The organism is Streptomyces sp. NPDC026246, assembly GCF_055567995.1.
Genome location: NZ_JBVHPJ010000006.1, coordinates 135,425 through 155,348 on the forward strand (window position 1 = coordinate 135,425; position 19,924 = coordinate 155,348).

At 73.0% G+C, this 19,924-nt stretch carries 16 protein-coding genes; 11 read left to right on the forward strand and 5 right to left on the reverse strand.

Translation table 11 applies throughout. The features are described 5' to 3' along the window. Positions 1-137 precede the first annotated feature (137 nt). Both ACZ4M5_RS17175 and ACZ4M5_RS17180 read left to right on the forward strand, forming a co-directional pair. Positions 138-1,895: an aminotransferase class I/II-fold pyridoxal phosphate-dependent enzyme gene (locus tag ACZ4M5_RS17175; RefSeq protein ID WP_467737551.1), complete on the forward strand. Its 1,758-nt coding sequence runs from the start codon at positions 138-140 to the stop codon at positions 1,893-1,895. Beyond that, the gene (locus ACZ4M5_RS17180; protein ID WP_467737553.1) at positions 1,892-2,695 is read left to right on the forward strand and encodes a phosphatidate cytidylyltransferase; all 804 of its coding nucleotides are present in this window, start codon (positions 1,892-1,894) and stop codon (positions 2,693-2,695) included. The genes ACZ4M5_RS17175 and ACZ4M5_RS17180 overlap by 4 nt, the downstream gene beginning before the upstream one ends. A gap of 88 nt (positions 2,696-2,783) precedes the next feature. On the opposite strand, the gene ACZ4M5_RS17185 is transcribed toward ACZ4M5_RS17180, so the two are convergent. Together ACZ4M5_RS17185 and ACZ4M5_RS17190 are read right to left on the reverse strand one after the other, a co-directional pair. Beyond that, positions 2,784-3,419, reverse strand: coding sequence for an HAD-IA family hydrolase (locus ACZ4M5_RS17185; protein WP_467737555.1), 636 nt, complete (start codon positions 3,417-3,419; stop codon positions 2,784-2,786). 28 nt (positions 3,420-3,447) lie between these two features. Next, entirely contained in the window at positions 3,448-3,981 is a 534-nt protein-coding gene (locus tag ACZ4M5_RS17190) for a 2'-5' RNA ligase family protein (RefSeq protein ID WP_467737557.1), read from the reverse strand. A gap of 215 nt (positions 3,982-4,196) precedes the next feature. Between ACZ4M5_RS17190 and ACZ4M5_RS17195 the strand changes: the two genes are divergently transcribed. Further along, positions 4,197-5,258, forward strand: a complete 1,062-nt coding sequence (locus ACZ4M5_RS17195) for a fatty acid desaturase family protein (RefSeq protein ID WP_467737559.1) — start codon at positions 4,197-4,199, stop codon at positions 5,256-5,258. A 125-nt stretch (positions 5,259-5,383) separates the two neighbouring features. Continuing rightward, positions 5,384-6,253, forward strand: a complete 870-nt coding sequence (locus ACZ4M5_RS17200; protein WP_467737561.1) for an AraC family transcriptional regulator — start codon at positions 5,384-5,386, stop codon at positions 6,251-6,253. A 78-nt stretch (positions 6,254-6,331) separates the two neighbouring features. Here the strand turns inward: ACZ4M5_RS17200 and ACZ4M5_RS17205 are convergent, their stop codons facing one another. Further along, a complete protein-coding gene (locus tag ACZ4M5_RS17205; protein WP_467737563.1) occupies positions 6,332-6,460 on the reverse strand; it encodes a hypothetical protein in 129 nt (42 codons plus the stop codon). A gap of 97 nt (positions 6,461-6,557) precedes the next feature. On the opposite strand from ACZ4M5_RS17205, the gene ACZ4M5_RS17210 reads away from it, so the two are divergent. Next, entirely contained in the window at positions 6,558-7,211 is a 654-nt protein-coding gene (locus ACZ4M5_RS17210) for a CatB-related O-acetyltransferase (protein ID WP_467737565.1), read from the forward strand. A gap of 108 nt (positions 7,212-7,319) precedes the next feature. On the opposite strand, the gene ACZ4M5_RS17215 is transcribed toward ACZ4M5_RS17210, so the two are convergent. Beyond that, positions 7,320-7,538, reverse strand: a complete 219-nt coding sequence (locus tag ACZ4M5_RS17215; RefSeq protein WP_467737567.1) for a hypothetical protein — start codon at positions 7,536-7,538, stop codon at positions 7,320-7,322. A gap of 306 nt (positions 7,539-7,844) precedes the next feature. Between ACZ4M5_RS17215 and ACZ4M5_RS17220 the strand changes: the two genes are divergently transcribed. Both ACZ4M5_RS17220 and ACZ4M5_RS17225 read left to right on the forward strand, forming a co-directional pair. Continuing rightward, positions 7,845-10,886, forward strand: coding sequence for a 3-keto-alpha-glucoside-1,2-lyase-like domain-containing protein (locus tag ACZ4M5_RS17220; protein ID WP_467737569.1), 3,042 nt, complete (start codon positions 7,845-7,847; stop codon positions 10,884-10,886). Positions 10,887-11,007: 121 nt separating this feature from the next. Then, positions 11,008-11,412: a thiol-disulfide oxidoreductase DCC family protein gene (locus tag ACZ4M5_RS17225; protein WP_467737571.1), complete on the forward strand. Its 405-nt coding sequence runs from the start codon at positions 11,008-11,010 to the stop codon at positions 11,410-11,412. A gap of 90 nt (positions 11,413-11,502) precedes the next feature. Here the strand turns inward: ACZ4M5_RS17225 and ACZ4M5_RS17230 are convergent, their stop codons facing one another. Then, positions 11,503-12,663 carry a mannose-binding protein gene (locus ACZ4M5_RS17230; RefSeq protein ID WP_467737573.1) on the reverse strand — a complete coding sequence of 387 codons (1,161 nt, stop codon included), beginning with the start codon at positions 12,661-12,663 and terminating at the stop codon, positions 11,503-11,505. Positions 12,664-13,206: 543 nt separating this feature from the next. On the opposite strand from ACZ4M5_RS17230, the gene ACZ4M5_RS17235 reads away from it, so the two are divergent. The 4 genes from ACZ4M5_RS17235 to ACZ4M5_RS17250 all read left to right on the forward strand — a co-directional run bounded on the left by ACZ4M5_RS17235 (position 13,207) and on the right by ACZ4M5_RS17250 (position 19,890). Further along, positions 13,207-13,968 (forward strand): type VII secretion system-associated protein, encoded by a 762-nt coding sequence (locus ACZ4M5_RS17235; RefSeq protein ID WP_467738029.1) that lies wholly within the window; start codon positions 13,207-13,209, stop codon positions 13,966-13,968. A 374-nt stretch (positions 13,969-14,342) separates the two neighbouring features. After that, complete coding sequence (locus ACZ4M5_RS17240; RefSeq protein WP_467737575.1) at positions 14,343-15,188, forward strand: ricin-type beta-trefoil lectin domain protein; 846 nt, start codon at positions 14,343-14,345, stop codon at positions 15,186-15,188. A 143-nt stretch (positions 15,189-15,331) separates the two neighbouring features. Then, positions 15,332-18,649 carry a right-handed parallel beta-helix repeat-containing protein gene (locus tag ACZ4M5_RS17245; protein ID WP_467737577.1) on the forward strand — a complete coding sequence of 1,106 codons (3,318 nt, stop codon included), beginning with the start codon at positions 15,332-15,334 and terminating at the stop codon, positions 18,647-18,649. Then, positions 18,646-19,890 (forward strand): S8 family serine peptidase, encoded by a 1,245-nt coding sequence (locus ACZ4M5_RS17250; RefSeq protein ID WP_467737579.1) that lies wholly within the window; start codon positions 18,646-18,648, stop codon positions 19,888-19,890. The genes ACZ4M5_RS17245 and ACZ4M5_RS17250 overlap by 4 nt, the downstream gene beginning before the upstream one ends. Positions 19,891-19,924 lie beyond the last annotated feature (34 nt).

A 19,924-nucleotide genomic window follows, 5' to 3' on the forward strand; every position in this document is an offset into this window, starting at 1 on the left:
CGCAGACGGCTTCCGGCCATGCGAGCGGCTCACCGCCTGAGTACGCGTACTCAGGCGGTCCGAGCTGTCCTACCCTGCTCCACGAAGATCGGCCGACGTCACACTGAACCGCCTTGGTCCCGACCGAAGAGGTTCCGATGAGCCGTCCCCTCACCCTGCGCTCCGCAGACGCCGACGACATGGTGTGGATCCATGAACTCCGGCACCGCGTCTACGCGGAGGAGCTCGGACAGCATCCGCGCAACAGCGAGGGGCGGCTGGTCGACGGGTTGGACGGTGACAACGTCTACCTGGTCGCGGCGCGCGGCGCGGACCGTGCCGGGTTCGTGAGCGTGACGCCGCCGTGGGTGGGACGGTACGGGCTGGACAAGTACCTGACCCGGGCCGAACTCCCGCTCCTGGACGGGCCCGGCGTCTTCGAGGTGCGGCTGCTCACCGTCGAACCGCAGGCCCGCCTCGGCGCGTCGGGCGTCCTGCTGATGTACGCGGCGCTGCGCTGGATCGCCTCCCGGGGCGGACGGCACGTGGTGGCCATGGGCCGCTCCGACCTGATCGGCATGTACCGGGCGGCGGGCCTGCGGCCGGCCGGCCGCACCGTCCGCAGCGGCGCGGTCGACTTCGAGGTGCTCACGGCGGAGGTGCCGGAGCTGTCCCGCCGGGCGACAGGACGGCACGCGGCGGCCCTCGCGCGCCTGGCGGCCGACGTGGACTGGCGGCTGGACACGCCGTTCGCGCCCGGCCCCGACGGCTGTGAGCACGGCGGGGCCTCGTTCGCCGCGATCGGGGCGGACTTCCGCACGCTCGAGCGGCGTCGCGAGGTGGTCACGGCCGATGTGCTCGACGCCTGGTTCCCACCGGCCCCCGCGGCACACGCCGTGCTCACCGAGGACGCCGGCTGGATCGCCCGCACCTCTCCCCCGACCGGTGCGGAGGGCTTGCTCGCGGAGCTCGCCTCGGTCCGCGACCTGCCCGCGCAGACGCTCGCCGTCGGCTCCGGCTCCTCCGACCTGATCTTCCGCGCCTTCGGCCGGTGGCTGACGCCGGCGAGCCGGGTCCTGCTGATGGACCCGGGCTACGGCGAGTACGCCCACGTCACGGAGCGGGTGATCGGCTGCCGCGTGGACCGGTTCCGGCTGCGGCGCGAGGACGACTGGCGTATCGATCCGCGGAGGTTGTCGGCGGTCGTCGCGGACGGCTCGTACGACCTGGTGGTCGTGGTCAACCCGAACAACCCGACCGGCCGCCACGCACCGGCCGGCGAGCTGGCCGCGGTGATCGCGGCGGCACCCGCCGCCACCCGGTGGTGGATCGACGAGGCGTATCTCGGGTACGTCGACCCCACCGAGTCCCTCGCCCCGCTCGCCGCGCGGGACCCGCGTGTGGTGGTCTGCACCTCGATGTCGAAGACGTACGCCCTGTCCGGCGTGCGGGCCGCGTACCTGGTGGCCGAACCGGGCACGGCGGCGGAGCTGCGCCGGTGGACGCCACCGTGGGCGGTGAGCCTGCCGGCCCAGCTCGCTGCGGTGGCGGCGCTGCGCGATCCGGGCTACTACGCCGGTCGGTTGCGGCGCACGCACGCGTTACGTGCGCGTCTCGCGGCGGACCTGGCCGCTGTGGACGACTCGGTCACGGTCGAGGAGTCGGTGGCCAACTTCCTCACACTCACCCTGCCTCGGTGCGGGCCGAGCGCCGCGTCCCTGGTCGCGGAGTGCCGACGGCACGGTGTGTACCTGCGGGACCTGTCACCGCTCTCGCCGGCGTACGAGGGCCGCACGGTGCGTGTCGCGGTCCGCGACACCGGCGAGAACGCCCGCATCGTGGGCGCCTACCGGGCCGCCCTCGGCGAACTGCCCCCGCTTGAACGCACGTTGTCGGCTGTCGGGGCCGGGCGGTGACCTCGGTGGCCGCGCTGGCGCCGTGGCTGGGCGGTGCTCTGCTGGTCAGTGGCGTGGCGGTGGGGGCGTCGCGGCGACGGGAGCTGGTCACCCGGTGGTGTGCATGGGCGGTGGGTGTGCCGGTGGTGACGGCCGCGTTCTGGTGGGGGCGGCCCGGGATCGCGCTGCTCGCCGGAGTCGTCGCGGTGGTCGTGGTGCTGGAGTTCGGGGCGCTGGCCCGGCTCCCCCGCCCCGACCGGGCGGTGCTGGCGACGGCGGTGCCGGCTCTGATCGTCACCGCCGCGTGGGCGCCCGGCCAGGTCGGCCGGGTGGCGGGTGCCGGGGCGCTCGCCCTGGTCGCCGTGCTCCTGGTGAGTGGCGACGCGGACGACGGGCTGCGACGGCTCGGCACGGGTCTGCTCGGCCTGCTCTGGCTGGGGGTGCTGGCCGGCCTGGCGCCGCTGGGCGCGCTCGGTCTGGCGCTCTTCGCCGCGGTGTCGATCGCCGACGTGGTCGCGTACTTCGCCGGGCAGCGGTTGGGCGGGCCGCTGCTGTCGCGGTTGTCCCCGGCCAAGCGGTGGAGCGGCACGCTGTGCGGCGCGGCCGCGGGGCTTGCCGTACTCGCCCTGCTGTCGGCGTGGAGCTGGCAGGCGGCGGTGGCGGTGGCCGTGGGCGGCCCGGCGGGCGACCTGGTGGAGTCCCTCGTCAAGCGCGGCGCCGGGGTCAAGGACTCCGGTCGATGGCTGGCGGGAGCCGGAGGACTCCTGGACCGCATCGACTCCCTGATGGGCGCGCTGGCGGTGGCGATCGTCCTGGGGTGAGGGCGCCCGCGGCCGGGGAGGGGGCAGGACGTCGGTACGCGAGTCCGTCACGGGCGGGCAGCACGGCCGCACCCGCCCGGCTGCCGCTTCACCGGCCTATCAGCCCGGCGAGGGCCGTCTCCAGGTCCTCGACCGTGCGGTACAGCACGGTTGTCATCCCCAGCGCGCGTGCCGCGGCCACGTTCTCCTCCCGGTCGTCGACGAACAGGCAGCGGTCGGGGCGAACCCCGGCCCTCTCCGCCGCCATCTCGTAGATGCGCCGGTCCGGCTTCACGACTCCGACGAGCGAACTGTTGATCACGCCGTCCGCGAGGTCGGCAAGCCCGAGCAGCGCCAAGTCCTCGTCGAGCCACACCGTCGCGTTGGTGACGAGTACGAGCGGGCACAGCCTCCGCGCCCGGCGGAGGAGGCGTACGACCGCCTCGTCAGCCCAGAAGCCGGCTTCCGTGAACGCCTTGGCCAAGGCACGTGCCTCGCCCGCCGGCACCCGGGACGCGAGGGCCTGATCGATCGACCGCGCCCACTGCTCCCTGGTGATCTGCCCGAGCAACAGGGGCGTGTCGTTCTCCGGAGCGAAACCGATGGCCTCCGTAGTGCCCTCCGGCAACCCGGCAGCCACCTCCAGGCGCGTCACCTCGGTGGTGTCGTAGAAGCGCAGGACTCCGTCGAGGTCGCACAGGACGGCTTCGAAGGGCGGATCGAGGACTTCCTCAGCGGTCTTCACGCCCTCTGCCTTCCTCCCGGGCGGCGGATCAGCCATGGGGATCGAGAACCTCCAGGGCACCGGTCAGGGTGTCATAGCTGCGCAGGGTCGTGAGTTGCAGCGGCGAGGGTGGGGCCGGCAGCAGTGCGGGGATCCGCCGGTCGGCGAAGGCGCCGGCGCGCCTCGTCCGGCCGAGGGTGATGTGCGGGGCCCATCGCCCCGGCTGGTGAAAGGGGTTGAGCGTGTCGGCGGGGCTGTCCGCGGCCACCGCCTCCCACACCCGGCGGTGCAGTGCGACCAGGGCTGCGTCGAGCTCCAGCTCCCAGGCGAGCACCGAGGTGGGCCGTTCGAAGCGGACGACACCGGCGCACCGCGCGAGCAGCGGCAACGTGGCGGCGACCTCGGTCAGCTCCCAGCGGATGGGGGCGGTCAGCTCCGGGCAGGTGGCCAGGCTGATGTGCGGGCTGTTGGTCGGTGAGCGGTGGCGCGCCTGGCTGGGCAGCCCCGCGTCCGCGAGCCGGCGCCAGGCCTCCCGGACCGCTCGCTCCGCACCCTCGTCCAGCAGCAACTCGACCGTGCGCACGGTCGCAGCCTATCGATCGTGGGGGCCGGGTCCCGACGGCGGTCCCGCGGACCGAGCCCGTAGGAATCCTCGACCGCGCCGGAAGGCCGACCGCGTCCCGCCGCGGTGCACACCTGCGCTGCGGCTCTCCCCCAGGGGGAGGGTGGTGCTACCTACACCTTGATCAGGGGGAGCACTCCATTCTGCGGGCGGGAAATCGCCCGGACACTGAGGGCATGAAGAATTCCCTTGTCCTTCCGGTCGATCCGTCGGCGTCAGCCGGCCGAAGCGCGCAGCGGGGTGGGAGCGACTTCTCGGAACTGTCACGGCAGATAACCGAGGCCGGACTTCTCCGGCGGCGTCCGCTGTACTATTCGGTGCGCTTCGGGCTGGTCGCTGCCGCTCTCGCGGGCAGCGTCGGCGCGTTCGTGGCCCTGGGGGACAGCTGGGTCCAGCTGGTCGTCGCCGTCGCCCTGGCCGCCGTTTTCGGGCAGCTGGGGCTGGCCGCGCACGACCTGGCCCACCGGCAGGTCTTCTCACGTCGCCGGCCCAGCGAAGCGGGCGGACTGTTCGTGGCCAACCTGCTGCTGGGCATGAGCTACGGGTGGTGGATGAACAAGCACACCCGGCACCACGCCAACCCCAACCACGAGGGCAAGGATCCGGACGTCTCGCCGGACATCCTCGTGTGGTCGCACCGGCAGGCGCGCGAGGCGAAGGGATTGGCGGGCTTCGTCGGGAAGTACCAGGCCGCGCTCTTCTTCCCGTTGCTGACCCTGGAAGGGCTCAATCTCAGTTTCAACAGCTTCCGGTCCCTGGCGAGCCCGTCGATGAAGAAGCCGGTGCTGGAGGGAACTCTGCTCGTGGCTCATTTCGCGGCGTATTTCGGCGGCCTCTTCGTGGTCCTCTCCCCGGTCAAGGCGCTCGTTTTCATCGCGGTCCACCAAGGCCTGTTCGGGGTGTATCTCGGCTCGGTGTTCGCTCCCAATCACAAGGGCATGCCGATGATCGCGGAGGGAACCCGGCTGGACTTCCTGCGCCGCCAGGTGCTGACCTCCCGCAACGTGCGGGGCGGTGCGCTGATCGACGTCTTCATGGGCGGGCTCAACTACCAGATCGAGCACCACCTCTTCCCCAGCATGCCGACGCCTGCCCTGGCCCGGGCACAGCTCATCACCGAGCGGTACTGCGCCGAACTGGGCGTCCCCTACCACCAGACCGGGCTGATCGAGTCGTACGGCATCGCGCTGCGGCATCTCAGGAGTGTCGGCGAGCCGCTGCGCGCCCGGGAGGGCTGACGCGTCCGCGATGCGGTTCGGCAGGACACCGAGCGTCTCGGGCCGGGCATCCGATCGAACCCGTCCTCGGCGATCAGGCGCGGGCCCCCTGCCCGCTGCCAAGGTGGGAGGCGAAAGGAGGCCTCATGATCTCGGCACTCAACCAGCTCGTCGACCTCGTCGAGGAGCACCTCTCCGAGGAACTCGACGTCGGCCGGCTGGCCGGGTCGCTCGGCACCACCGAGTACCACCTGCGCCGGATGTTCTCGTCCCTGGCCGGAATGCCGCTGTCGGAGTACGTGCGGCGGCGGCGCATGACACTGGCCGCCGCCGAGGTGGTCCGGGGCGAGGGGGACCTGCTGGGCATCGCCGTCCGGTACGGCTACGGCTCGAGCGAGGCGTTCGGCCGCGCGTTCCGGGCGGTCCACGGCGTGGGCCCGGGCGAGGTGCGCCGAGACGGAGGCCCCCTGCGCACGCAACCGCAGCTCAGGTTCCGCCTGACCGTCGAAGGGAGTACTCCCATGGAGACCCGCCTCGTCGACCGCCCCGCATTCCGGCTGGTCGGACACGCCGTCCGTGTGCCGCTCATCCACCGGGGTGTCAACCCGCACATCCAGGAGCACATCGCCTCACTGCCCATGTCGGAGCACCAGCGGCTGAAGGACCTCGGCAACACCGCGCCCGAAGGCTTGTTGCAGGTCAGCGACGACGTCGATCCCGACGGCCGGGAGGGCACCGAACTGACCTACCTGCACGGAGTCGCCGTCAGCCGGGACACCCCGGTGCCGGAAGGGCTCGACGTCATCGAGGTGCCGGCCGGCAGATGGGCGGTCTTCCGCACCAGCGGGCCACATCCGCAGGCCCTGCAGTCGACCTGGGCGGCCACCGCCACCGAGTGGTTCCCCTCCAACCCGTGGCGCCTGCGGCCGGGACCGTCGGTCGTCTCCGTGCTCGACCGCGCGGACGACTTCACCACCGCCACCTGCGAGTTGTGGCTTCCCGTCGAGCCGGGGTGACGCGCGTCCGGGTGCCGCGGGCGGTGGGGCGTCGCGACCGCCGCGGGCCCGGACACCCTGTCCCCGGCGCGCCTCCGCTCAGCCGGTGAGTGCGGAGGGTCCGCCTGCGGCGCGTTCGGCGCGCACCGCGTCCAGGACCTGGGCGCGGACGCGAGCGATGCGGACGCCCGGGCGGCGGCCCACCGGCGTGCCCGGTGGGTCGGTCATCGGCGGCCCGTATCCGGTTTGTTCGGCGTGAAGGGGTGTGCCAGCATCCCAAGGCGACACCTGTCGCTCTTGGCTGCCGAGAGGAACCACCTTCCCGATGCCGCTGGTCCCCGCCGATCCCACCGTGCTCCACCCCATGCCCGAGCATCCGCGGGTGGTGCTGCTCAAGCCGCTGGTGACGTCGCCGCTGATCGAGGTCGGCGACTTCTCCTACTACGACGATCCGGACGACGCCACGGCGTTCGAGCGGCGCAACGTGCTCTACCACTACGGTCCCGAGCGCCTCGTCATCGGCAAGTACTGCGCGCTGGGCACCGGCACGCGGTTCATCATGAACGGCGCCAACCACCGCATGGACGGCCCGTCGACCTTCCCGTTCCCCACGATGGGGGGTTCCTGGGCGGAGCACTTCGACCTGATCACCGGTCTGCCCGGGCGGGGCGACACGGTGGTGGGCAACGACGTGTGGTTCGGTCACGGCAGCACGGTCATGCCCGGCGTGCGCATCGGTCACGGCGCGATCATCGCCGCGGGCGCCGTGGTCACGGCCGACGTCCCCGACTACGGCATCGTCGGCGGCAATCCGGCCCGACTCATCCGCACCCGCTACGACGCCGCCGACGTCGCCCGCCTCCTCGCCGTGGCCTGGTGGGACTGGCCCGTGCAGGACGTCACCGCGCAGGTACGGGCGATCATGTCGGGCACCATCGCCGACCTGGAGGACGCCGCGGCACGGATCGGCCGGGCCTGAGTCCGGGTCTCCTCTCCGCAACACCGGCTCCCGGCCCCTTCAGGGATCCGGAGACACACGGCTCGCGCCGCGGATCGGCGCCCACCCGCGGTGCACCTCACCCGCAGCTCAGAACAGCCTTCCCTGCATGACCTGTCGAGGAGGGCGCGCGTCGGGCCGGCCGGTCCCCGCGCGAGCCGGCGCGGGGTCCTCGCCGAACAGGGGCGCCGTACCGCACTCGTCCAGCTCGGCCGGGATCCGCGTGTCCACCTCCGGGCGCGGTGGCGCCTCACGGTCGAAGTCGTCCGGGGTCATGCACACCCAGTCGCGGCCGCCTTCTTCGGTCACGTGTCGTCACCGCCTCTCCCCCGGGCCCACTCCCGGAACGCTTCCCGGGTCCCAGTGCACCCTCTCATGATCAGTTCCACCGTCGCGGGCTTCTGAACACCCCGGTCCCGCGCGGCGGCGGACAGCCGTGGTGGTGACGGGTCGTCAAGTGCGTTATGTGGTCCGCCCGGCCTACTTTGAACACATCGATGACAAAGTCTGGACATGACAAGCGAAAGTCTCTTACCTTTGCGGCGCAACCGCGCTCCACCCCCGTGAACGACCGGAACGATCCGGCACGGTCCGGTCCCCAGCACAGGAGGACCAATGCGCCAACGACCCTTCCCACGCGCCCGAAGACACTTCCTCGCGCTGCTCACGTCCACCCTCCTCGCCGGTGGCGCCCTCGCCACCCCGGCGGCCGCGGCGGATCCCGCCCCGACGGTCACCGAGGACTCGCCGGCGGCCGCCGCCGACATCCCACCGCAGGAGCCGGGCGTCACGCTGCGCGTCTACGACGTCCAGACCTCGCTCGGCAAGCTGTGCACTCTCAAGCCGGGACAGACCCCCAACCACGACAAACTGATGCCCACGGTCGACTGGTCCACGGCAGCCGACTTCGGTGGGTTCGAGGACCGGTTCGTCTCCGAGGCGACCGGCTACCTGGTCGCCCCGCGCGACGGATCGTACGTGTTCCGGCTCACCAGCGACGACGGCTCTCGCCTGTCGCTCGACGGGTCGACGGTGATCGACCACGACGGTCTGCACGGCGCCGAACCGAAGGACGGCACCGTCCACCTCACCGCCGGACCCCACCCCCTGCGCGTCGATCACTTCGAACGCGACGGCGGGCAGCAGGTGCAGCTGTCCTGGAAACCGCCGGGCGAGAGCGAGTTCACCGTCGTGCCGCGCGAGGCCCTGAGCACCGACGCCGGTGTGGTCCGGGTGACGGCGCCGGGGCGCAAGGAGTGCGAGGCGAACGGCGACTCCCCGGGCGACGGGCTGCCCCTCACCTCCGTGCGCCCCGACCTCGACCTCACCGATCTGCGGCCCGAGGGTTTCGAGCCGCAGGTCAGTGGCATGGACTGGCTGCCCGACGGACGGCTGGCCCTCAGCACCTGGGGTGGCAGTGACAACGTTGCCGGTGAGGTGTACCTGCTCGACAACGTCACGGGCCGGACCAGCCGCGACAAGGTCACCGTCAAGAAGGTCGCCGAGGGACTGCGCGAGCCCATGGGCATCAAGTACGTCGACGGGTCCCTGTACGTCTCGCAGAAGCACGAGCTGACGCGGCTGGTGGACGACGACGGCGACGACGTCACGGACACCTACCGCACGGTCGCCACCTGGCCCTACGGGGGCAACTTCCACGAGTTCGCGTTCGGCCTGCTGTACCGCGAGGGCTATTTCTACGTGAACCTGTCCGTCGCCATCGACTACGGCGGCGCGACCACCACCCCGCAGCCGGCCCCCGACCGCGGAACCACGTACAAGATCAGCAAGAAGACGGGCCGGATCAGCCCGGTCGCGGGTGGGCTGCGCACGCCGAACGGGATCGGATGGGGCCCGGAGGGCGGCCTGTTCACCACCGACAACCAGGGCGGCTGGCTCCCGTCCTCGAAGCTGGTCCAGATCAAACAGGGCCGCTTCTTCAATCACTACACCGAGCCCGCCGGACCCTTCGAGTCCTCCCCCGTCACCGCGCCGGTGCTCTGGCTGCCGCAGAACGAGATCGCCAACTCGCCCTCGACGCCGCTGTTGTTGAAGAAGGGGCGGTTCGCGGGCCAGATGCTGATCGGCGACGTCACCTACGGCGGCCTCCAGCGTGCCTACCTGGAGAAGGTCAAGGGCCAGTACCAGGGCGCGGTGTTCCGCTACACCCAGGGTCTGGAGGCCGGCGTCAACCGCCTCACCCTCGGACCCGACGGCGCGATCTACGCCGGCGGGCTCGGCGCCGACGGCAACTGGGGCCAGGAGGGCAAACTCCGCTTCGGACTGCAGAAGCTGACACCCAACGGCGGCAACACCTTCGACATCAAGTCCATGCGCGCCGTCCCGGGCGGCTTCGACCTGACGTACACCCAGCCGGTGTCCGAGCAGACCGCCGCACAACTCGCCGCGCGCTACCGCATCGAGCAGTGGCGCTACACCCCGACCAAGGACTACGGCGGCCCGAAGATCGCCGAGGAACAGCTCGCCGTACGCTCCGCGACACTCTCCGACGACGGCCGGACCGTCCGGCTGCGCACCGACGGGCTCAAGCCCGGCTACGTGGTGCACGTGCGTTCCCCGCGCCCCTTCACCTCGGCCTCCGGTGAGGCCCTGTGGAGCACCGAGGCCTGGTACACGCTCAACGCCCTGCCCGGAAAGCAGCCGCCGCCCGCCACCCTGTACGAGGCGGAGGAGGCCCGGCTGACCGGTGCGGCCGGGATCAACACCGACCACTCCGGCTACTCGGGCAGCGGTTTCGTCGACCGGTACGCCACCGAGGGCAAGGCCGCCACGACGTTCGACGTGACCGTCCCGAAGAGCGGCACGTACGACGTGAACCTCCGCTACTCCAACGGCCCTGACCCATTCGCGGGCACCAAGTCCCTGTCCCTCCACGCCGACGGCAGGAAGGTCCGGCAGACCCTGCTCCCGTCCACCGGGGACTGGGACTCCTGGTCCACCCGGACCGAGCAGGTGAAGCTGCGCGCCGGCCGCACCTCCCTCTCCTACCGGTTCGACGCCGGCGACACCGGCCATGTGAACCTCGACCTGATCACCGTGCGACCGCACGGCGCCGAGGTGACGCTCTTCGACGGGACGGCCGGGTCGCAGGCCCAGTGGCAGCACACGGACGGGCGCAGGACTGCCTGGCCGCTGAGCGAGGAGAAGTCGATGGAGGTGTGCTGCGGCGACATCCGCAGCAAGGACGCCTACCAGGACTTCGCCCTGCACGCGGAGTTCCGCGTCCCCCAGCTGCCACCGGACGTCACCGGCCAGGACCGGGGAAACAGCGGAATCTTCCTGCAGGACCGCTACGAGCTGCAGATCCTCGACTCCTACGGCGACACCTCGCCCGCCGACAACGAGGCCGGAGCCATCTATCTGAAGAAGGCACCCGACGCCAACATGGCGAAGGCGCCGGAGACGTGGCAGACGTACGACGTGGTCTTCCGTGCGGCCCGTTTCGACGAGGAGGGAAAGAAGACCGCCGACGCACGGGTGACGGTGGTGTGGAACGGCAGGAAGATCCACGACGACCTCGTGCTCGACGGGCCGACCGCCTCCGGCCGGGCCGAGACGCCCGCGGCGGGAGCGATACGCCTGCAGGACCACGGCAACAAGGTACGTTTCCGCAACATCCAGGTGCGTCCCCTGTAGTGCGTCCTGTGTGACCCCCTGCGGTGTGCCGTCATCGGCGGGCATCCGCGGGGTGGACGGCCGGGGGCCGGTGGCGGCGGCCACCGGCCCCCGGCTTGTCCGGGTGAGGGACGATGGAGGGGTGCGAAGGCAACCAGTACTGATCTTCGACGGGGACTGCGGTTTCTGCACCTCGTCCGTGGGCGTCGTCCAGCGCCTGGTGCGGCCCCGGTGCGGGATCGTGGCATGGCAGCAGGCGGATCTCGACTCGCTCGGCGTCACCGCGGAGCAGGCCCGCCACGAGGCTCTGTGGGTGACGCCCACCGGGCGGGTGTACGGCGGCGCCCAGGCGGTGGCGAAGATCTTGCTCAGCGCCGGTGGAGCGTGGTCCGTCGCAGGAGCCGTCCTCACCCTGCCGCCCGTGCGGTGGATCGCCCACGGCGTCTACCGTCTCGTGGCAGGGAACCGCATGCGGCTGCCGGGCGGGACCGCGGCGTGCGCGGTGCCCGGAGCGAGGGTGCCCGGAGCGAAGGCGCCCCGGACGTAGTACCGCGTCGTCGCCACCGACTCCGGCGGCAGGTGTCGAGGTCAGGTGTCAGGCGTCAGGCGTCAGGCGTCAGGTGTCAGGTGTCAGGTGTCAGGTCGACCAGATGACTCCGCCGTTGTGCACGATGACCACCTTGCCGTCCGCTCGCAGCACCAGCTGCGCGCCCTCGTGGCCGTGGGTGCGGGCGGCCCAGATGGGACGGTCGTCAGCGTTGTGGATGACGAGGTTGCCGTCCTGCTGGAAGATCGCCCGGTGGTTCTCGCCGAAAGTCATGGACGCCCAGATGGGCTTGCCCTTCTCGTTGTAGACGACGAGGTTGCCGTCGGGCTGCATGATCATGCGGATGCGGTTGGTGGTCCAGGCCTGGTTGACCTCCAGGACGCTGACCGCCGAGACGGTCGCGGTTCCCCAGTCGGGCTTGGGCGCGGCCTTCGGCTTCGGTTTCGGCTTGGGCTCGGGCTTCTTCGTGGGCGAGTTGCTCGGGCTCGGCTTCGGCGGGACCGCCACCGGCTGGGGCGCGGCGGCGACCGGAGCGGCGCTCTTCTCCGGCTTCTTCCTGGGCGACGCGCTGGGCTTCTCGGCCACGTAGTCGTCCAGGGCGGCGGGGGCCGACTCCGGCTTCAGGACCGTGTCCGCGTCACCCGCCGTCACCGTCCTGGACGCGTTGCGGCCGTCCTCGTCTCTCCCGCCGCCGGTCAGCAGCAGCGGTACGGCCACCAGCACGGCACCGAGGACCGCTGCTCCGGCCAGGACCGGTTTGCGGGGCCGGCCCGTCCGGACGCCGGTGCCGGTCGTGGGGGCGGGATGCACCGCGGCGGCGGCAGCCGCGACGCCGATGCGTGTGACGGGGGCCTCCGGCGCCGTCGATGCCGCCGATGCCTGGGACGACGTGGCTGATGCCGGTGCGGAAGCAGCGGTCTCCGGCGCAGGGGTGCCCGTCCGGGGTTCCGCGGTCGGGTCGGGCGCGCCAGGGACCGCGGTGCCCTCAGGACCGGCCTCGGGCTCGGCCTCGGGAGCGGCCTCGGGAGCGGCCTCGGGAGCGGCCGTGCTCGGTTCGGTGGTGGCCGGCCTCTCCTCAAGGGCGGCGGGGCGTTCTGCCGAAGCGGCACCCGGCCGCCCCTCGGACGCGGTGGTCCGGCCCGGGCCCTCGGCCGTCGGTGCGGAGGTGCCGGACGGGGAGCCGGTCTCCTCTCCGCCGGGGCCGGCGGCCTTCTCCGCTTTCGCGCCAGGGGTGTGGTGCTGGGGGGACATGCGGTTACTCCTCCTCGGTGGCGGAGCTCTCGGTGGTGGGCGGGGGCCCGCGCGGCGGCCGGACGCGGTGAACGCCGCGACGCCGGGCGCGGGTTCGGCAGTGCCACGCCATGGTGTGCCTTCGGCTCGTCCGCGTCGCCGGGTGTTCCGGCACCCCGGCGCCCCGCGCCCCGGCACCGGGAGCCGGCACAACGCCGTTCTGAGCCAACCGGGTTGGCCGCACGCCTGCGGACGGACGTCCCGGCGGGACCGAACCGTACGCCGACGAGTCCGACGACAAGGCCAACGTAACGCGTCTGTGGGACGACGGCCGCGCCACCGTCGCAACACCCCGAGTCGCTTTGTCCGTCGGCGTCTCGCTGCTCCCGGAACGTTCTCCACCCGGGCAGCAAACGGGCACGCCACAGGCTTATACGGAGCTTGCTCGGGCACCTACGGACCAGGCCGGTGTGGCATCCTGAGGACCCCGGCCGACCGGCGTCGGCGTGTGTCCATGCCGTTCGGCATCCAAGTATGCGTAGGGACCCAAGAGTTCAGGTGGAGATACGGCCCCGAGAACGGCAAGCGGCCCTGCCGGGCGCCCTGCCCGAGACACCTGACACACCCGAGACGATCGAGACACCCGAGATACCCGACGCCGTGCGCGCCGCCGCCCGTCGGGCTCCGGGGCACTGGATCGGCGTGGTGGACCCGGACTGGGCACCCGAGCGGACGCCGCCGGAGTGGGCGGTGCTCGGGGAATGGCGGTCGGACGACAGCGGGGACGTCACCGAGTTCCGCGCCAACCCCGCCTACCGCCCCTCCGCGAGGATGCTCGGCTGGCCGGAGCCCACGGATCCGGTGGACGCGGCGGCGCAGCGGGCCGCCACCGGCTACGGGCCGGTGGAGGACGCCTTGGCGGCACTCGCCGCAGCGGAGGTCTCCGTGCTGCGCGGGCCGGACGGCGGGCCGCTCGTCGCCGCCGGGCAGGACGGGGCGCCCGTGGTGCTGTTGTTCACCTCACCGGCGCACGCGTTCATGTCCCCGGCACTTCACCACGACACACTGACGGTGGAGGAACTGGCGCCTTCCCTGCCCGACCCCGGCACCGTGCTGCTGGTCAACGCAGGGGCGGCGGCACCGCTGTTGGTCCCGGCTGACAGCGTCCCCGGCTCCGCAGCCGGTACGGGAGACGAGCCCGGCGCCGACGTCACGGGCTCGCCTCTCCCGGCCGGCACCCCCGCCGCCGGCCCTGCCGTCCCCGCAGGCTTCCCGGGTGACGGCTTACCCGCACCCTGGCCCCACACCACAGGGAGGACCCCGTGACGCGACCGGCCCAGCAACCCCCCACCACCCCGGGCACCCCTGCGCAGGCCCGTTCCCAGGACGAGACCGCCCCCGCCGAGGCTGCCCCCGCCGCCACCGGGTCGGGCCCGTCGCGGGCCGGGGGGACCGCACGGCCCGAGCCCTCCCCAGCCGGGAATGCGACCGGTCCCGAGGGCGGAACCCCCGCCGGCGCCACGGCCGCGGCGGCCCCCACTGCCCGGACCGACAGCGAGGCCCCGACCGCAACGGATCCCGCCGCCCGGGCCGACAGCGAAGCCCCGACCGCAACGGATCCCGCCGCCCGGACCGAGAGCGAGGCCGGACCCGGGGCCGCCGCAGCGGCCGAGAGCCGCCGCCCCGCCCTCGTAAGGACCATGACCCGAACCGCGATCGACCGGCCGCAGCAGCAGGCCGTTCCGGTCGGACGGCCCGGCAAGGCGGTGCTGGCCGGAGCGGCGATCGTCGGCGCACTGCTGGTGTCGGTGCCGTTCCTGGTGCTCGGCGGGAACGACGACGGTGGTGAGCGCAAGCAGGCGGCCGGAGCGGGAACCGTGCTCGGCGACGACGGCCAGGAGGCGCCCGGCGAGTTCGTGGCGGCCTCCCCCCGCGACAGCCCTTCCGGTGAACCGGAGAAGTCGACCGCCAAGGCGGGGAAGCCGGCAACCCGGACCACCCCGGCTACGCGCACCGGCGAGCACGACGGCGGCAAGACGCCGAAGAAAGACTCCACGGCGACGGCCGAGCCCGAGGCGCCGGCCGAAGGCCGGCGGAAGGGCACAGACCGGTCCGGCGACGACAAGGACCGGCCGGCCAAGGCCGGTTCGGGCATCAGCCTCGGCTCCCCCGTCTCGCTGCACAGTCACCTCTCCGGCCGCTGCGTCGACGTACCCGACGGCGACTTCAGCGACGGCAAGCAGCTGTGGGTGTGGGACTGCAACGGCAGCCCCGCGCAGGCATGGCGGTTCGCCTCGGACGGCACCGTACGCATCGGCGGCAAGTGCCTGGACGTGGCCGGGGCCGACTACGGCGACGGCACCCCCATCCAGATCGCCTGGTGCAACGGCAACGCCGCGCAGCAGTTCACGCTGAACGGCAGCCACGACCTGGTCAACACGGTGGTCGGCAAGTGCGTCGACATCAAGGACAACAACCGGGGCAACGGGGCCGGGCTGCAGCTGTGGACCTGCGCCGGGACCGACAACCAGAAGTGGAGCGTCTGACCGGACAGGCAACGGAGTGGGCGTACCGCTCCGCGAACTCGCCCGCGCGGGGCGAGGCATCATGACCCCGTCGGCCCGCCGACACGCGCCCCCGTCGAGCGGGGCGCACGCTGAAGACCACGCCACGGCAAGGAGGTTGGTGCGTGTCGCGCCAGGTACTGACGGTCGGTCCGGGAGACGGGGACCGCTACCGGACGATCGGTGAGGCGCTCTCGGCTGCCCGGACCGGCGCGATCATCAGCGTCCGGCCCGGGACCTACGCGGAGAACCTGGTGATCCACACCCGGGTCACCCTCACCGCGGCCGAAGGCCGGGGCACCGTGGAGATCAGGCCGCGCTCGGGCAGCGTGCTCGCGTTGCGCGCCGACGCGGTGATGCTCTCCGAACTGACGTTGCGCGGCGGTGACGCCGAGGAACCGGCCGTGGACGTACGGCGCGGGCAGGCCGCGCTGGACGGCTGTGAGATCGTCGGCGCCGCATGGACCGCACTGCTGGCCGGAGGCACCGGCTCGCTCGCGTTGCGGGACTGCCGGGTGAGCAACGGGCAAGGGGCGGGCATCGTGGTCACCTCGACCACGCCGACCACGGTGGAGTCCTGCACCTTCGAGCACCTGGGGACCAGCGGCCTCGTCCTCGCCGAGCAGGGCGAGGCACGCGTGCGAGGTTGCACCGTGCGCGACGCCCGCGGCAACGGCCTGCTCGCCAACGGCGAGTCACGCGGCACCGTCGAGGACTGCGACATCTCCTCCACCGACAAGCCCTCCCTGGCCCTGGAGCAGAACTGCTCCCTCTCGGTCGTCCGCACCGTCCTGCACGACACCAGCACCGGCGTGCACCTGAGCAGCGCGGGCCGCACGACGCTGGAGGACGTACGGGTCACGGGCGCCTCCGGGAACGGGATCACGCTGGCCGCCGGGACCGACCCGGTGCTGCGGCGCTGCCGGGTCTCCCGTGCCCGGGGCCACGGTGTGCTGGTCACCGACCGGGCCCGGGGCACCTTCGAGGACTGCTGGGTGGACGGCGCCGGAGGTGCGGCCCTGCGGGTCGCCGGGGCGGCCTCGCCGGCCCTCACCGGCTTCACCGTCCGCGACTGCGAGGAGACGGGTCTGCTGCTGGAGGAGGACTCGGCACCGGAACTGGACCGCCTCGAAGTGATCGGCGGAGCGCCGGCGGTCCTGGTGCGCGGCGGCGCCAACCCGCTGCTGCGCCGGGCCCGGCTGGTGGAGCCGACCGGTGACGGCGTGGCGGCCGTCAAGGACGCCCGTGGGCGGGCCGAGGACTGCGAGATACTCCGGCCGAGGGGCGCGGGGGTGCGCGTCGCCTCGGGCAGCACCCTGTATCTGGCCGGAGGCGGAGTGTCCGACGCCGCCGCCGGCGGCCTGGCCGTCGAGGACGGCGGGAACGTCACCGCCCGCGACTTCCGCATCGAGGTGACCGGCGAGGACGGCGTGGTGGTGGCCGCCGGCGGCGAACTGACCGCCAACCGCACCGCGGTGCACGCCGCTCAGGGGCACGGCTTCCTGCTCCGGGAGGGGGCGCTCGCCTCCCTCAGCGGCTGCGAGGCGACCGGCGGGGCGCAGGACGGCTTCCGGGTGGAGTCCACGGCGCCCGTCTCGCTGGTGAACTGCCTGGCCCGGGAGAACGGGGGCGGCGGGCTGGTGCAGACGGCCCCCGGTGAACGCCTCGCCGTGGAGGGGCTGAACAGCACCGGCAACGGCAAGCGGGACGCCTGGGGCACCGGAAACGCCGAGAACACCGATCCGGCCGGCTCCGGCGCGGCGGACGCGCCCCCACCGGACCGCGCCGACGGGCCGCTCGGCGCCCTCAACGCGCTGATCGGTCTGGAGAACGTCAAGCAGCAGGTGCGCACCCTGGTCAACCTGACGCAGCTCGCCCAGCGCCGGGAGAAGCTGGGCATGCCCGCCCCGCCGATGAGCCGCCACCTGGTCTTCGCCGGGCCGCCCGGCACCGGCAAGACGACCGTCGCCCGGCTCTACGGGTCCATCCTGGCCGAGCTGGGGTCGCTGCGCAGCGGGCACCTGGTGGAGGTGTCCCGTGCCGACCTGGTCGCGCAGGTCGTCGGCGGGACAGCGATCAAGACCACCGAGACCTTCCAACGGGCTCTCGGCGGTGTGCTGTTCATCGACGAGGCGTACACGCTCACCTCGGACAGCGGCAACGGCGGCGCCGACTTCGGCCGTGAGGCGGTGGACACGCTGCTGAAGCTGATGGAGGACCACCGCGACGACGTGGTGGTGGTGGCCGCCGGCTACTCGCGTGAGATGGAGTCCTTCCTCACCTTCAACCCCGGCCTGGCCTCCCGCTTCTCGCGCACGGTCGAGTTCGAGAACTACTCGGTGCCCGAACTGGTCGCGATCATGGAGAACATGTGCGCGCAGCACCAGTACGAGCTGGGCGAGGGCACCGCGCAGGCACTGGCCGCGCACTTCGAGGCGATGCCGCGGGACGCCGGTTTCGGCAACGGCCGTGCGGCGCGCGGCGTGTTCGAGGAGATGGTGGACCGGCAGGCGGTCCGGCTCGCCTCCCAGCAGCAGGTCAGTGAGCACGATCTGCGGCTGCTGCTGCCGGAGGACGTCTCCGCCACGGCCGCCGCCGAGGCGGGCGGCACGTCCCCGGCCGGGGACGACCCGCTGACCCGCCTCGGCGACATGATCGGACTGGCCGAGGTCAAGCGGGACGTGGCGGACCTCGTCAATCTCATCACCACCGCCCGGCACCGGGCGGCCGCCGGACTGCCCGTGCCGTCCCTCAGCCACCACCTGGTGTTCACCGGCCCGCCCGGCACCGGCAAGACGACGGTGGCCCGCCTCTACGGCGAGATCCTCTCCCAGCTCGGCATCCTGCAGCGGGGTCAGCTGGTCGAGGCGGCCCGCGCCGACCTGGTCGGGCGGTACATCGGCCACACCGCGCAGCTCACCCGTGAGGCCTTCGAACGGGCCCGTGGAGGCGTGCTGTTCATCGACGAGGCCTACACCCTCACGCCGCGCGGTGAGGGCAACGACTTCGGACAGGAGGCGGTGGACACCCTGCTGAAGCTGATGGAGGACCACCGTGACGAGGTGGTCGTCATCGTCGCCGGCTACACCGACGAGATGGAACGCTTCCTGGCCTCCAACCCGGGTCTGTCCTCCCGGTTCCCGCGCCGGGTCGCCTTCGCCGACTACTCCTCCGAGGAACTGGTCACCATCGTGCGCACACAGGCCGCGCACATGGGCTACGAGTGCGGTCCCGGCACCGGGCCGCTGCTCAAGGAGTACTTCGACGCGCTGCCCCGGGACCGCTCCTTCGGCAACGCGCGGCTGGCCCGCCAGATGGTCGAGTCGATGGTCACCCGGCAGGCCGGACGGCTCAGTTCGCTGGCCGCGCCCACCCTCGACGACCTGCGCATCCTCCTGCCGGAGGACGTCACCGCCGCGACCGCGAAGGCGGCTCCCCGATGAAGCCCTCCGTCCGTGCCGCCGTCCGCCTGCTGTCCGGTGCCGGCCTCGCCGCCGCCCTGCTGCTGCCCCCGGCCGGTACCGCGCTCGCCGCGCAGCCGCCCCTGCGGCCCGCGGCCGACGGGAAGGGGCAGCAGCTGCCCGGCATGCCCTCCGCGCTCGATCCGGACGCCGGGCAGGAGGCCTGCACCCCCGCCTCCGACACGACGGCGAAGAAGCAGGACTGGTCCCGTCAGCGGCTGGATCTCGAACGGGTGCACCGCCACAGCACCGGCGCCGGCGTGACCGTCGCCCTGATCGACACGGGGGTCGACACCGAGGCCGCCGGGCTGGGCGGACGGGTCACCGCCCAGGGCGCGGCCGGCGACGACTGCGTGGGACACGGCACCTTCCTGGCCGGGCTCATCGCGGGCACCGGCGGGACGACGCCGAGTCTCGCGGGAGTCGCACCCGGCGCGAGGATCCTCGCGCTGCGGGGCACCGACGCGCGCGGCCGGGCGGAGCCCGCGCTGGTGGTGGACGCGCTGCGCCGGGCTGTCGCGGCGCGGGCCGACGTGATCGCGGTGACGGTCGCCCTGCCCCGCCGCGACCCCGGGCTGACCCGCGCGGTGGCCGACGCCCGCGACGCCGGTGCGGTGGTGGTCGCGGCCGCCACCCCGGACCCGCCGTCCCGCGGCGGCGACGAGATCCCGGCACGCACCTACTATCCGGCCGGTGAGCCGGGTGTCCTGTCCGTCGCGGACATGCTGCCCAGCGGGGCCCGCCCGGACGGGTCCCCGCGCACCGGCGGCATCGACCTGGCCGCCCCCGGCGCGGGCGTGGTGTCCGGCGGTCCGCGCGGCGACGGCCACTACCTCGGCGGCGGCGCCGCGGTGGCGACCGCCTACGCCGCCGGGGCCGCCGCGGTGGTCCGCGCCACCCACCCCGACGCCTCCCCCGAGGCCGTCACCCGCCGTCTGACCGCCACCGCCTACCCGGCCGACCTCCCCCAGCTGGATCCGTACGCCGCCGTCACCACCGTCCTGGAGGGCTCCCCCGGGGAGACGCGTGCCGAGGGCGGGTCCGCACCCGTGGCGGTGCGGGACACGTCAGCGGCGGACGGTGTCACCCACCGCGCCACCCTGTTCGTCCTTCTCGGCTCAGCCGGCGTCCTCTGCGTCCTGTGGGCCGCCTTCGCCTACCCGCGCGCCCGCGCCCGGGGCTGGCGCCCGGCGGAGGCGGGTACCGGGACGGAGCAGCACTGAGCTGACGTCGGGGCACGCGCGAGCGGCCACCGGC